The sequence below is a fragment of the Streptomyces sp. NPDC126503 genome (genome assembly GCF_040302405.1).
In the GTDB taxonomy this organism is placed as follows: domain Bacteria; phylum Actinomycetota; class Actinomycetes; order Streptomycetales; family Streptomycetaceae; genus Streptomyces; species Streptomyces gulbargensis.
The window spans coordinates 113,408-126,510 of the sequence record NZ_JBEORS010000014.1 but is presented as its reverse complement, the minus strand read 5'-3'; the positions used below and the strand labels follow the sequence as shown (position 1 = coordinate 126,510).

General features: G+C 72.4%; 11 protein-coding genes and 1 riboswitch. Of the genes, 1 reads left to right on the top strand and 10 read right to left on the bottom strand.

Going from position 1 to position 13,103, the window contains the following annotated elements; genetic code table 11:
- Positions 1–85: 85 nt before the first annotated feature.
- From ABTY40_RS19595 to ABTY40_RS19555, 9 genes are all read right to left on the bottom strand, one after another.
- Positions 86–1,384 (bottom strand): class I SAM-dependent methyltransferase, encoded by a 1,299-nt coding sequence (locus ABTY40_RS19595; RefSeq protein WP_352060659.1) that lies wholly within the window; start codon positions 1,382–1,384, stop codon positions 86–88.
- A 166-nt stretch (positions 1,385–1,550) separates the two neighbouring features.
- Positions 1,551–2,930: an NAD(P)/FAD-dependent oxidoreductase gene (locus tag ABTY40_RS19590; RefSeq protein WP_345285218.1), complete on the bottom strand. Its 1,380-nt coding sequence runs from the start codon at positions 2,928–2,930 to the stop codon at positions 1,551–1,553.
- Positions 2,931–3,300: 370 nt separating this feature from the next.
- Positions 3,301–4,215: a Ppx/GppA phosphatase family protein gene (locus ABTY40_RS19585; protein WP_345285220.1), complete on the bottom strand. Its 915-nt coding sequence runs from the start codon at positions 4,213–4,215 to the stop codon at positions 3,301–3,303.
- Complete coding sequence (locus ABTY40_RS19580) at positions 4,212–4,757, bottom strand: DUF501 domain-containing protein (protein WP_345285222.1); 546 nt, start codon at positions 4,755–4,757, stop codon at positions 4,212–4,214. Before ABTY40_RS19580 ends, ABTY40_RS19585 begins: the two co-directional genes overlap by 4 nt.
- A 71-nt stretch (positions 4,758–4,828) precedes the next feature.
- Positions 4,829–5,290 carry an FtsB family cell division protein gene (locus tag ABTY40_RS19575; RefSeq protein ID WP_309053938.1) on the bottom strand — a complete coding sequence of 154 codons (462 nt, stop codon included), beginning with the start codon at positions 5,288–5,290 and terminating at the stop codon, positions 4,829–4,831.
- Between the two features lie 100 nt (positions 5,291–5,390).
- Entirely contained in the window at positions 5,391–6,677 is a 1,287-nt protein-coding gene (eno, locus tag ABTY40_RS19570; protein ID WP_352060658.1) for a phosphopyruvate hydratase, read from the bottom strand.
- 267 nt (positions 6,678–6,944) lie between these two features.
- The gene (locus ABTY40_RS19565; protein WP_352060657.1) at positions 6,945–7,673 is read right to left on the bottom strand and encodes a transglycosylase family protein; all 729 of its coding nucleotides are present in this window, start codon (positions 7,671–7,673) and stop codon (positions 6,945–6,947) included.
- A gap of 3 nt (positions 7,674–7,676) precedes the next feature.
- A riboswitch (cyclic di-AMP (ydaO/yuaA leader) is annotated at positions 7,677–7,850 on the bottom strand.
- Between the two features lie 259 nt (positions 7,851–8,109).
- Positions 8,110–9,165 carry a transglycosylase family protein gene (locus ABTY40_RS19560; RefSeq protein WP_352060656.1) on the bottom strand — a complete coding sequence of 352 codons (1,056 nt, stop codon included), beginning with the start codon at positions 9,163–9,165 and terminating at the stop codon, positions 8,110–8,112.
- Between the two features lie 161 nt (positions 9,166–9,326).
- Entirely contained in the window at positions 9,327–10,634 is a 1,308-nt protein-coding gene (locus tag ABTY40_RS19555) for a cytochrome P450 family protein (RefSeq protein ID WP_352060655.1), read from the bottom strand.
- A 103-nt stretch (positions 10,635–10,737) separates the two neighbouring features.
- Between ABTY40_RS19555 and ABTY40_RS19550 the strand changes: the two genes are divergently transcribed.
- Positions 10,738–11,949 (top strand): globin domain-containing protein, encoded by a 1,212-nt coding sequence (locus ABTY40_RS19550; protein WP_352060654.1) that lies wholly within the window; start codon positions 10,738–10,740, stop codon positions 11,947–11,949.
- Positions 11,950–11,967: 18 nt separating this feature from the next.
- On the opposite strand, the gene ABTY40_RS19545 is transcribed toward ABTY40_RS19550, so the two are convergent.
- Positions 11,968–12,927, bottom strand: a complete 960-nt coding sequence (locus ABTY40_RS19545) for a nucleoside triphosphate pyrophosphohydrolase (protein ID WP_352060653.1) — start codon at positions 12,925–12,927, stop codon at positions 11,968–11,970.
- Positions 12,928–13,103: the final 176 nt, after the last annotated feature.

Here is a 13,103-nt window from a genome sequence, read left to right as displayed (position 1 = left end):
GACCGCACCGCACCGGCACACCACCGCGCAAGGGCCGGTCTCCCCCGCACACGGGAGACCGGCCCTCGCGGCCGTCCGGAGGCCGTCAGCCCCGCTCGTCCCAGACGCGCGGGCGCAGCGGCAGGCCGCTGGTCCCGGCCTCCGGGGTCTTCACGGCCAGGAACTGGTTCACGCCGATCCGGTTGCGTTCGAAGGCGAGGGCGGAGGCGGCCATGTAGAGCCGCCAGACGCGTGCCCGGCCGGGCGAGGTGAGGCGGACCGCGCGGTCCCACTCCTTCTCCAGGTTGGCCACCCAGCGGCGCAGGGTGAGGGCGTAGTGCTCGCGGATCGCCTCCACGTCGCGGACCTCGAACCCGGCGGCCTCCAGGATGCTCAGGGTGCGGCCCACGGGGGCGAGTTCGCCGTCGGGGAAGACGTACGCGTCGATGAAGGGGTCGACCTCGTAGGCCTGCTCGTCGGGCTCGGGGCGCCGGGAGATCTGGTGGTTCAGGAGCCGGCCGCCGGGCTTGAGGAGCCCGTACAGGGTGTCGGCGTACGCGCGGTAGCGGACCGCGCCGACGTGCTCGGCCATGCCGATGGAGGAGATCGCGTCGTACGGGCCGTCGGTGACGTCCCGGTAGTCCTGGACGCGGATCTCGACCCGGTCGGTGAGGCCCTCCTCGGCGACGCGCTTGCGGGCGAAGGCGGCCTGTTCGCGGGAGAGGGTGACGCCGACGACGCGGGCGCCGTACTCGCGGGCGGCGTGGAGGGCCATGGAGCCCCAGCCGCAGCCCACGTCGAGCAGCCGGTCGCCCTCACGGAGGTTCAGCTTGCGGGCGATCAGGTCGAGTTTGTCCCGCTGGGCGTCCTCCAGGGTGCCGCCCTCGGTCCAGTAGGCGCAGGAGTAGACCATGGAGGGGCCGAGGACCAGTTCGTAGAAGTCGTTGCCGACGTCGTAGTGGTGGCTGATCGCCTGCTTGTCCCGGCGCTTGGTGTGGCGCCCGCCGGTGCGGCCGCGGATCTCCTCGGCGGGGGGCGGCGGGGGCGGCAGGGGTCCGGCGAGCCGGAGCAGGGCGCCGGCGGCGGCGCGCAGCCGGGGGTCGCGGGCGGAGGCGAGGAGGCCGCGGCTCTCGTCGGCGCGCTCCCAGATCAGTCCGGCGAGCCGGTCCAGGACCTCGTAGAGGTCGCCCTCGACGTCGATCTCCCCGGCCACCCAGGCGCGGGCCAGGCCGACTTCGCCCGGTTTCCAGATCATCCGGCGCAGCGCGCGACGGTCGCGGAGGACCAGGACGGGACCGTCCGCGGGGCCGGATTCGCTGCCGTCCCAGGCCCGCACCCGTACCGGGAGCGGCTCTCCCAGCAGGTCCTCGGCCAGTCTCGTCAGCCGCGTCGCGGCGTCGGCCATGGTGCAACACCTCCGTGATCTCGTGCCCCAGAAATGCCTGTCACCAAGGGAACACCGTCCGTGGGCGTTCCCAGTCCCGGCGCAACGCAACGAGTCGGCAAAACACGCGAAGGGCCGTCCGCACCACGGATGGCGGACGGCCCTTCGGGGACGAGCGGGGTGCTGCTTACGAGGCCTTGGCCTTCTCCTGCGCCGGGGCGGCCGGCGCGGGGGCGGGCTTGGCCGCCTCGTAGAACTCCTCGCGCGGCGTCTCCATGGCGCCGAGCGAGACGACCTCGCGCTTGAGGAACATGCCGAGGGTCCAGTCGGCGAAGACGCGGATCTTGCGGTTCCAGGTCGGCATGGCCATGCCGTGGTAGCCACGGTGCATGTACCAGGCGAGCCGGCCCTTGAGCTTGATCTTCACCTTGCCCATGACGATCATCGCGACGCCCTTGTGCAGGCCGAGGCCGGCGACGGCGCCCTTGTTGGCGTGCGCGTACTCCTTCTGCGGGAAGCCGCGCATGCCCGCCACCACGTTGTCGCCGAGGACCTTGGCCTGGCGCAGGGCGTGCTGGGCGTTCGGCGGGCACCAGGCGTTCGGGTTGCCCGCGCGGCGGCCGACCATGTCGGGGACCTGGGCGTTGTCGCCCGCGGCCCACGCGTAGTCGAGACCGTTGATCTGGAGCTTCTCGTTGCAGTCCACGTGGCCGCGGGGGCCGAGCGGCAGACCGAAACGGGCGAGCGCCGGGTTCGGCTTGACGCCGGCGGTCCACACGATCGTGTTGGAGTCGACCTCGAGGCCGTTCTTCAGCACGACGTGACCGTCGACGCAGGAGTCCATGGAGGTCTCGAGGTAGATCTCGATCCCGCGGCTCTCCAGGTGCTCCTTGCCGTACTGGCCGAGCTTGGGGCCGACCTCGGGAAGGATCTTGTCGGCCGCGTCGACCAGGACGAAGCGCATGTCCTCGCGCGACACGTTCTGGTAGTACTTCGCGGCGTCGCGGGCCATGTCCTCGACCTCGCCGATCGTCTCGGCGCCGGCGAAGCCACCGCCGACGAAGACGAAGGTCAGGGCCTTGCGGCGGACCTCCTCGTCGGTGGTCGAGTCGGCCTTGTCGAGCTGCTCGAGGACGTGGTTGCGCAGGCCGATGGCCTCCTCGATGCCCTTCATGCCGATGCCCTGCTCGGCGAGGCCGGGGATCGGGAAGGTACGGGAGACGGCGCCCATCGAGATGACCAGGTAGTCGAACGGCAGCTCGTACGCCTCGCCGACGAGCGGCGCGATCGTGGCGACCTTGCGGTCCTGGTCGATGGTGGTGACCCGACCGGTGAGCACCTCGGCTCCGCGAACGACGCGCCGCAGCGGGACGACGACGTGTCGCGGGGAGATGCTGCCGGCGGCGGCTTCGGGGAGGAAGGGCTGGTAGGTCATGTACGACCGCGGGTCGACGACCGTGACGGTCGCCTCGCCGAAGCGCATCTTCTTGAGGATGCGCCGAGCTGCGTACAGGCCTACGTACCCACCGCCTACTACGAGGATCCTGGGACGCTCCGTGGTGCTCATGCCATCGAGTATCCACCCCGTTGGAGGGGGGTGCTCGTGCGCCCCTTCACAAGGTCTGCGGATACCTCTGCTACACTGCGCGGCCCACGTGACCCAGGTCATGGTGGTGCAAAGGAACCGCGTGGCCTTGGCGAACGTTGTTCACCCCCCGTGAACTGCTCTGGAGAGCCTCCGTTAACAGCGTGCCGGCCCACCCGTTCACACGATGGAAACATCGAGCGAAGTAGGCGTTCCGCCTGCGAAAGGGCCCCGAGACCCCCCTCGGGGGGCCACAAGACCCTCCGGGGGCGCCATCGGGGCCCTTTTCCTTGTGAAGAACTTCACGAACCTTTTCCGACAGGCTGTCGCCGGACCCCTCCATAGGCGCCCGCTATGCCACGGATAGCGCGATCCCATCAAGAATGTCGTGCTCGCTGACCACGACTTCGCGGGCTCCGACCCGCTCGACGATCTCCCTCAGGACAAGGGCTCCGGCGATGATCACGTCCACCCGGCCGGGGTGGATGACGGGGATCGCGGCCCGCTCGTCGTGGGTGGAGGCGAGGAGCCGCTCGGTGACCTCCGCAACCTGGGCCGCCGAGATCCGGGCGTGGTGGACCTTGGCGGAGTCGTACTCCGGAAGGCCCAGCGCGATGGCGGCGACCGTGGTGACCGAGCCGGCGAGCCCGACGAGGGTTCCGGCGGAGGTCAGCGGCACCGTCTCGGCGGCCAGGTCGAGGGCGGCGCGGACGTCGGCGCGGACGGCCTCGGCCTCCTCGGCGGTCGGCGGGTCGTGCCTGATGTGCCGCTCGGTGAGCCGGACGCAGCCGATGTCGACGGAGCGGGCGGCCTCGACGTGCCGGTCGCCGGTGACGAACTCGGTGGAGCCGCCGCCGATGTCCACGACGAGGTACGTCTCCGCGCCCCGCAGCTCACCGGTGGCACCGGTGAAGGAGAACTCGGCCTCCTGGTCGCCGGTGATGACCTCGGGCTCGACGCCCAGAATGTCCACGACCCCGCGGACGAACTCGTCACGGTTCTCGGCGTCGCGGGAGGCGGAGGTGGCGACGAAGCGGACCCGCTCGGCACCGAGTTCCCTGATGACCTCCGCGTACTCGCGGCAGGCGGCGAAGGTCCGCTCCAGCGCCTCGGGGGCGAGCCGGCCGGTCCGGTCGACGCCCTGTCCGAGCCGGACGATCGTCATCCGCCGGTCCAGCTCGATCAGTTCTCCCGTCTCCGGGTGCACGTCGGCGACGAGGAGGCGGATGGAGTTCGTACCGCAGTCGATTCCGGCGACCCGGGTCACTCGGCGGCCTCCTCTTCGGCCTTGTCGGCGCACGGGTTCACGCACGGGCCCTTCGCCCACCACTCCGGCAGCATCGCGAGGGCCTCGTCGCCGAAGGGGTTGACGCCCGGGCCCGCCACGAGCGAGTGGCCGACGAGGACGTGCAGGCACTTCACGCGGTCGGGCATGCCGCCGGCGCTGGGGAAGCCCTCCAGGACCTCGATGGCGTCGCGGCGCGCGAGGTAGTCCTCGTGCGCGGCCCGGTAGGAGGCGGCGAGCTCCGGGTCGGTGGCGAGGCGGGCCTGCATCTCCTTCATGACCCCGTTGGCCTCCAGGGTGCCGATGGCCGAGGCCGCCCGGGGGCAGGTGAGGTAGTACGTGGTCGGGAAGGGGGTGCCGTCGGGGAGCCGGGGCGCGGTCTCGACGACGTCCGGGTTGCCGCACGGGCAGCGGTGCGCGATGGCGCGCAGGCCGCGCGGCGGGCGTCCGAGCTGCGCCTCGAAGGCGGCGACGTCCGCCTCGGTGGGCTCGGTGCGTTCGGTCTGCGGAGGGGGCGTTTCCATGTCTGCCTTGGTCGTCGGGGTCGTACGGGATCGGTGGGGGGTCGTACGGGTCGGTCGGCCGTACGGGTCGGTCAGGGGCGGTCGGCGCGGTCCACGCCGTCCCACAGGTTGTCGTACCAGGGGCGGTCCGCCGGGCCCTGGCCGCTGCGGGGCCGCGGCTCCGCGCCGGGGTCGTCGACGGTGAAACCGGTCTCGCCGGGCAGCACGTAGTGGAGGTGCTCGCGGGCGAGGCGGCGGACGTAGGCCGGGTCCTGGAGGCGGGCCTTCTCGTCCCGCAGTTCCTCGACCCGCCGGGCGGCCTCGGCGGCCTTCCGCTCCTGCTCGGCGATCTCGCCCTGCTGGGAGACGTAGCTCCTTATCGGATAGGCGAGCGCCACGACGAGGGAGCAGACGACGAGGGCGAGGAAGGCCGCGCGCCCGGTGAGCCGGGAACGGCGGGCCTGGCGGCGGCTCTGGGAGCGGTAGACGCGGGCGGCGGTCTGCTCACCGAGCAGCCTGATCCTGGTCGCGGTGGAGAACCGGTCCCGGGCCATGTGCGCGCCTCCCCTGTACGTGCGTACGTCCCCGCACACGGTACGGGACCGCGTGCGGGGACGTGCGGAGACGGGCTGTGTCAGCCCTTGTGCCGGTGCCTCAGTTCGCGGAGCGGAACCGCGGGAACGCGCTGCGGCCGGCGTAGACCGCGGCGTCGTCCAGGATCTCCTCGATGCGCAGGAGCTGGTTGTACTTGGCGACGCGCTCGGAGCGGGCCGGGGCGCCGGTCTTGATCTGGCCGCAGTTGGTGGCGACGGCCAGGTCGGCGATGGTGACGTCCTCGGTCTCGCCGGAGCGGTGGGACATCATGCACTTGAAGCCGTTGCGCTGGGCCAGCTCGACGGCGTCCAGGGTCTCGGTCAGCGAGCCGATCTGGTTGACCTTGACCAGCAGCGCGTTGGCAGCGCCCTCCTCGATGCCGCGGGCGAGGCGCTCCGGGTTGGTGACGAAGAGGTCGTCGCCGACCAGCTGGACCCGGGAGCCCAGCTTCTCGGTGATGGTCTTCCAGCCGTCCCAGTCGTCCTCGAACAGCGGGTCCTCGATGGAGACCAGCGGGTACGCGTCGACGAGCTCCGCGTAGTAGTCGGTCATCTCGGCGGCGGAGCGGGCCTTGCCCTCGAACTCGTAGGCGCCGTCCTTGTAGAACTCGGAGGCGGCGACGTCGAGCGCGAGCGCGATGTCCTTGCCGGGGGTGTAGCCGGCCTGCTTGATGGCCTCGAGGATGAGGTCCAGCGCCTCGCGGTTGGAGCCCAGGTTCGGGGCGAAGCCGCCCTCGTCGCCGAGGCCGGTGGAGAGGCCCTTGGTCTTCAGGACGGACTTGAGGGTGTGGTAGACCTCGGTGCCCCAGCGGAGGGCCTCGGAGAAGGACTCCGCGCCGATCGGGGCGATCATGAACTCCTGGATGTCCACGTTGGAGTCGGCGTGCGACCCGCCGTTCAGGATGTTCATCATCGGAACGGGCAGCAGGTGCGCGTTCGGGCCGCCCAGGTAGCGGAAGAGGGGGAGGTCGCTGGCCTCGGAGGCGGCGTGCGCGACGGCGAGGGAGACGCCGAGGATGGCGTTGGCGCCGAGCGAGGACTTGTCCGGGGTGGCGTCCAGGTCGAACATGGCCTGGTCGATCAGGCGCTGCTCGGTGGCGTCGTAGCCGACGAGCTCCGGGCCGATCTGCTCGATGACGGCCAGGACGGCCTTCTCGACGCCCTTGCCGAGGTAGCGGTTCTGGTCGCCGTCACGGAGCTCGAGGGCCTCGAACGCACCGGTGGAGGCACCGGACGGGACGGCAGCACGGCCGGTGCTGCCGTCGTCGAGGCCGACCTCGACCTCGACCGTGGGGTTGCCTCGGGAGTCCAGGATTTCCCGGGCTACGACGACGTCGATGGACGGCACGAGCATCTCCTTCTGGGATGTGACGCTAGGTGTGACGCATACGGCGCAAGGTCTCGTTCGCCTTGCGACAAGAGCCTAACCGGCCCGGGGGCTCCGGCCCGCCGGGCGCCCGCCCCGTGGGACGAAAAAGGACCCGGGGGCACGCATCCCGGGACGAACCACCCGGAGGTACTCGGGGGTAACAGACGGAACCCCGGTCCGGCGTGCACGGGGGGAGCACGCCGGACCGGGGTGGTCACCGCGGGAAGTTCGTCAGGACCGCGAGGCTCACTTCAGGTGGAGCTGCTGGCCCGGGTAGATGAGGTCGGCGTCCTCGACGACGTCCTGGTTGAGGTCGTAGAGGGTGGCCCAGCCGCCCTTGACGCCGTGCGTCTGGGCGATGGTGGCGAGGGTGTCGCCGGCCGCGACCTTGTACTCGCCGTCACCCTTCTTGACCTTCTTGCCGGTCGGGGTGGTGACGGTCTTGCGGCTCTCCTGGGCGGTGACGCTCCGGGGGGTCTCGCGGGCGGTCGTCTTCGGAGCCGTGCGCTTGGTGCTGCGCGTGGTCGGCTGCTCGGAGCGGCGCTCGGGCGAGGTGGTGGTGCCGGTCGGCTTCTGGGTCTCGGTGGTGCCGCCGCTGTAGGTGGCACGGGAGAGGCCGACGCCGCAGCTCGGCCAGGCGCCCTTGCCCTGGCCCGCGAGGACCTTCTCGGCGATGGCGATCTGCTGCGTCTTCGAGGCCAGGTTGGCGGTGGGGGCGTAGGCGGTGCCGCCGTACGCGGCCCAGGTGGAGGCCGAGAACTGCAGGCCGCCGTAGTAGCCGTTGCCCGTGTTGATGGACCAGTTGCCGCCGGACTCGCACTGGGCGACGCGGTCCCACTCGGAGGCGGTGGCGGCCGAGGCGGTGCCCGTGGCCATCAGCGGGGCGGCGACGGCGGCACCGGTGACGCCGACGAGCGTGACGACCTGGGTGGCCTTGGAGGGACGGCGGTGTTTGCCCTTGCCGGAAAACAGCATGGAAATTCTCCTCACCGACGCCTGCGAGGTGAGCTGTCGGGTTCGGGCCGAAGAGTTGCCCGGCCGCGTGTCCTAGCACGCGGCTTCACCCCAAGCCGAACGTCGGTCGTCTGTCTCGACGACCGGGGCCGGCACTTACCTTGGGTCCCCCGCTCCTGCCTACGGCGCTTACGCGACGACTGTTCCCATCGGCCGGCGGCAGGACTCGGCGTTCTCGGTCGACGGGGCCCGCGGTGGCGAGCGATGACGACCGTAGCCACACTCCTGCCGGAAGTTCAAAGGGGCGCATTGCGGAAATAACGCCCCTCCTTGCCTTCCGGCGGAGGGTGTTTGCCCAGGTGAGAGGTCACGGAACCAAATCTTCCGGACGAGCCACGCCAGTTGGGGCGAAGAGATCCATGTCTCACTTGAGCAGAACCGGACATTACCCCGCGAACTACCCGGCGGGCGGTGTCGAACCGATCGTCAGATCGAGGCTCTGACCAGGCAGGATGAGGTCCGGATCGGTGCCCACCGTCCGCCTGTTGGCGTCATAGAGGGCGGTCCAGCCTCCGGGCAGTTGCCTCTCCTGCGCGATGACGGTCAGGTTGTCACCGGGGCGCACCGTGTAGGCGTCCGAAGTGTCCTGACTGTCCGTTGCGCCCGCCCCGGCCGCCGGCGCGTCGGCCGCCGGGACCTTCGCCGGGGTTTCAGGGCTCTTGCCCGTCGGTGCGGCATGACGACCTGCTTCTGCGGAAGTGTCCGTCTTGCCGGTTTCCTCCGGAGCGGCCTCGCCCCGGTGCTTGCCGGTGCCGGGCACGCTCGACGGAGCGTCACCTTCCGCCGTACGGGGCTTTTCGGGCGTTCCGGAAGTCCCGGGCGTGTCGGAGGCGCCGGGAGCCGTCGGAGCGCTCGGCGCGGCCGGGTGGGTGGAGGCGTCCGGCACGGCCGGGTGGGTGGGGGCGGCCGTCCCGGCCGCTCCCGGCGTCCGGGAGGCCGTGGGGGCGTCCGGGGCCGAGGAGGCCGCGGGGGCGCCGGAAATCCGCGGCGCGGGCGCCGAGGCGGCCGGGGAGGAGGGAGGGGCCTGCACGGCGGACGGGGCGGGCGAGGCGGTCGGCGCGCCGGCCGTCCGGTTCGACTCCGGGGCGGGGCCCGACTCCTCCGGCGGCGTGACGGCCGGTCCCGGGTTCACCCCCGGGGCCTTCCCGTCGTTGCCGAGGCCGGCGATCGGGGCGCAGGTGGCCCAGTCGGTCGCGCCCGAGGCGAGCGCCTTCTCGGCCACCACGATCTGCTGGGCGCGGCTGGCCAGGTCGGCGCTGGGGGCGTAGGCGAGTCCGCCGTGGCGCTCCCAGCTCTCCTGGGTGAACTGGAGTCCGCCGTACATCCCGTTGCCGAAATGGGCACTCCACTGGCCGCCCGACTCGCACTCGGCCACCCGGTCCCAGGTGGCCGCGTCGGCGGCGGAGGCGGACCCGGTGGCGAGCAGCGGCAGCGCCATGGCGGATCCGGTCACGCCCGCCGCGACGACGAGAGCGGGGGCCTGACGGGGTCGACGGTGTCGTCCGTTCCCGGAGGGCATACGTACGCCTTTCGCGTGACGGCTGAAGACTGCCGCGAAACGTAGCGGCATTCGAACGTCCGTCACAAGTCGGTCGCCCCGCGATCACGTGAAGATCACACTTCTGACGCGCCCTCAGCTGGAGTCACCCGTGCGGAAGGGGAGAATTCCACCGGAAGCGTGCGCAAACCACGCATGATGAGCCCGCCGCGCCACCGCAGTTCGGCCGGGTCGGCGGCGAGCCGCAGGTCCGGCAGCCGGGTCAGCAGGGTGGCCACGGCCACCTGTCCCTCCAGGCGCGCGAGCGGTGCCCCGAGGCAGTAGTGGATGCCGTGCCCGTATCCCAGGTGCTGGTTGTCCCGCCGCGCCAGGTCCAGGGTGTCCGGCTCCGCGAACCGCGCCGGGTCCCGGTCGGCGGCGGCCAGGACCACCAGGACCGGGTCGCCCGCCGGGATCGCCTGCCCGCCGATGCTCAGGTCCCGGGTCGCGTACCGCCAGGTCGCCAGCTCCACCGGCCCGTCGAACCGCAGCAGCTCCTCGACCCCCGTCTCCAGGAGCCCGGTCTCGCCCGCCGCCAGGGAGGCCTGGAGCCGCTCGCGCTGCTCCGGGTGGCGCAGCAGCTGGTAGGTGCCGTTGCCGATGAGGTTGATGGTGGTCTCGAAACCGGCGAAGAGCAGCACGAAACACATGGCCGTGGCCTCGGCCTCGGTCAGGTGGTCGCCGTGGTCACTGGCCCGGATGAGCCCGGAGATCAGGTCGTCGCCGAGGTCCTGCCGCTTGCGGTGGATCAGCTCGGCGAGGTAGCCCCGGATCTTCTTCACCGACCGGGCGACGCCGCCGCGCGGCCCGCCGCCGTGCCGGATCATCATCCCCGCCCAGTCCCGGAAGTCGTCCTGGTCCTCGGCGGGCACGCCCAGCAGGTCGCAGATGGCGTAGATGGGCAGCGGGAAGGCGAAGTCGTGGATGAGGTCGGCCTCCCCCTTCTCCGCGAAGCCGTCGATGAGCCGGTCGGTCAGCTCCCGCACGCGCGGCGCGAACTCCGCGACCCGGCGCGGGGTGAAGGCCTTGGACACGAGTCGGCGCAGCCGGGTGTGGTCGGGCGGGTCGATGTTGAGCAGGTGCGTCATCAGCCCCGCGCTGCGCTCGCCCGGAATGCCGGTCTTGCCCGGTTCGGCATGGTGAACGGGGTTCTTGGAGAGCCGCTGGTCGGCGAGGGCCTGCCGGGCGTCGGCGTACCGGGTCACGAGCCAGGCCTCGACCCCGCTGGGCAGCCGCGTCCGGTGGACGGGGGCGTGCTCCCGCAGCCAGGCGTAGGCGGGATACGGGTCGGTGGCGAACTCCCAGGTGAAGAGTGCGGGCGCCGGGGGCGGGACCTGGGGCGGTACGGCGGAGGGCTCGGGGGGCGGTACGGGGGTGCTGCTCACCCCCCGACCGTACCGCCCGCCCCGCGCGGTCCCCTGGGCCCCCGACCTGACGTATGAGGATCGCGCACACCCTCCGTACAGGTCGGTGGCCTAGATTCCCCCCGTGGATGCCGAGCTACTCAGGAGCACGTTCGCGGTCGTCGAGAGACGGGCCGAACACGCCGTCGCCTTCTTCTACGCGCATCTCTTCCGCCACAACCCGGGCGTACGCGACCTGTTCCCCGCCGACATGCGGCCCCAGCGGGACCGTCTCTTCGCCGCCCTCACGCATGTGGTGACCCATCTGGAGGATCCCCGGCTCGCCTCCTACCTGACGCACCTGGGCCGGGACCACCGGAGGTTCCTGGCTTCTCCCCCGCTGTACGCCGCCGTCGGCACGAGCCTGCTCGCCGCCTTCGCGCAGACGGCCGGGGCGGCCTGGACGGTGGAGGCGGAGAAGGCCTGGAGCGAGGCGTACGGGCGGGTGGCCGAGCTGATGATCCGGGGCGCGGAGGAGGCCGCCGGGGCGGGGGAGCCCGCCTGGTGGGACGCAGACGTGGTGCGTCACGCGCGGTACGGCGAGGACCTGGCCGTCCTCACGCTCCGGCCACGCCGGCCCTTCCCGTACCGCCCGGGCCAGTACGTGAGCGTCAGTTCGCTGCGGGCCCCGCGCGTCTGGCGGACGTACTCGCTCGGCAACGCGCCCCGCCCGGACGGGACGGTGGAGCTGCATGTGAGCCGGGTGCCCGGCGGGGTGATGAGCACGGTCCTGGTGGAGGAGACGGGGCCGGGGGAGGTCCTGCGGCTCAGCGCGCCCGGGGGCGCGCTGACGGCGGACGGGCCGGCGGACGCTCTGCGCACCTATATATGCGCGGGTACGGGCTGGGCGCCGGTGAAGGCCCTCCTGGAGGAGGCGGCCGAGGGCGGGCCGGACCTGGAGGGGCGGCTGTTCGTGGTGGGGCGCGCGAAGGAGTACCTGTACGGGCGGGCGGACGCGGAGCGGCTGGGCGCGCGCCTGCCGGGTCTGAGCGTCACGTTCATCACGGCGGCGCCCGGCCGTCCCCGGGAGCAGGCGACCGAGCGGCTGCTGACGGCGCTGCGGTCGTGTGTCCGGTGGCCGGAGCACGAGGTGCGGTTGGCGGGGCCGCCGGGTTTCCTGCCGGAGGTCGCGCGGACGCTGGAGGAGCTGGGCGCGGACCCGGCCCGGATCCGGTACGACGCGCTGCCGCCGGTGGGCCGGTTCGCCGCCCGTCCGGCCACGCGCGCGGAATGGCTGCTGTCCCGCCCGCCGCTCCCCTGGCACGACCCGGCGGCCCGCGCCCCCCGCGAGCCCTGAGCGGGCCAGGGCCTTGCCCTACAGCCCTTCGGCCGCGCGGATCGCGTCGCGGTAGGCGCGGGCCGCCGCGCGCAGGGCCGCCTCCGGGTCCACGCCCTCGGCCTCTGCGCGGGCGGCGAGGTGGAGGAGCTCGTACCCGATGCCCTCTCCGGCCGGCGGGGGCACGTCGAGACCGGCGGTACGGACGCGGCCCGCGAGCTTCGCGGCGAGCGCGAGGCCGGGCTGCCCGAGCGGCACCCCGTCGGTGACGGAGTCCCGCTGCTTCTCGACCGCCTTGGTGCGCAGCCAGTGCGCCTTGACGTCCTCGGGGGTCTCGGCGGTGGCGTCCCCGAAGACGTGCGGGTGGCGGTGGACGAGCTTCTCGACGAGCGTTCCGGCGACGTCGTCCACGGAGAACGGCTCCTCGGGGTCCTCCTCGGCGATCCGCGCGTGGAAGACGACCTGGAGCAGGACGTCGCCGAGTTCCTCGCGCAGTTCCTCCCGGGTGCCGTCCTCGATGGCCTCGACCAGCTCGTACGCCTCCTCGATGCCGTACTTGGCGAGGCCCTTGTGGGTCTGCCGGGAGGACCAGGGGCACTCACGGCGGATGCGGTCCATGACCTGGACGAGGTCGAGGAGCCGGGCGCCCGGCAGGTCGTAGGAGCCGGGCAGCAGTTCCAGGTCGGGCATGGCGACCCGGCCGGAGCCGGCGAGGCGGGCGAGCCCGTCGGTGAGGTCGCGGTCGCCCTCGCCGGACGGCAGGACGAGGACGGTACGGCCTCCGGCGCAGGCGGCGACGAGTTCCCCGGCGGTGGGCCGCAGGTGCTCGACGGCGACGCCCGCCTCCTTCAGGTACGGCAGCTGGGGGTGGTGCGCGTCGGGGCAGAGCACCCGGTCCGCGCCGCGCAGCGCCTGCCAGGCGGGCCAGGACAGCAGTCCGGGCGCGACGCGGTGGCTGGCGGTGAGCAGGACGATGCGGCCGGGGCTCTCAGAAGTCACGTTCCGAACCTACCTCGCGTGACGAGACCCCCTCCACGTCCCTCCCCTGTCCCCGGCGAGTGAGCCGAAGGGCGCGCCGGGGGAACGGCCGCGAGCGCGCGCAGTCTCCCGAGGGACGAGGGAGGCGAGCACGGTCGGGGCCGTGAGTCCGGCTCGAGCGCCCGGAGGCGAACCGA

Coding starts and splice junctions, on each gene's coding strand:
- ABTY40_RS19595 (WP_352060659.1), bottom strand. CDS start 1,384: ATGGCCGACGCCGCGACGCGGCTGACGAGACTGGCCGAGGACCTGCTG.
- ABTY40_RS19590 (WP_345285218.1), bottom strand. CDS start 2,930: ATGAGCACCACGGAGCGTCCCAGGATCCTCGTAGTAGGCGGTGGGTAC.
- ABTY40_RS19575 (WP_309053938.1), bottom strand. CDS start 5,290: ATGGCCCGGGACCGGTTCTCCACCGCGACCAGGATCAGGCTGCTCGGT.
- ABTY40_RS19565 (WP_352060657.1), bottom strand. CDS start 7,673: ATGCTGTTTTCCGGCAAGGGCAAACACCGCCGTCCCTCCAAGGCCACC.
- ABTY40_RS19580 (WP_345285222.1), bottom strand. CDS start 4,757: ATGGAAACGCCCCCTCCGCAGACCGAACGCACCGAGCCCACCGAGGCG.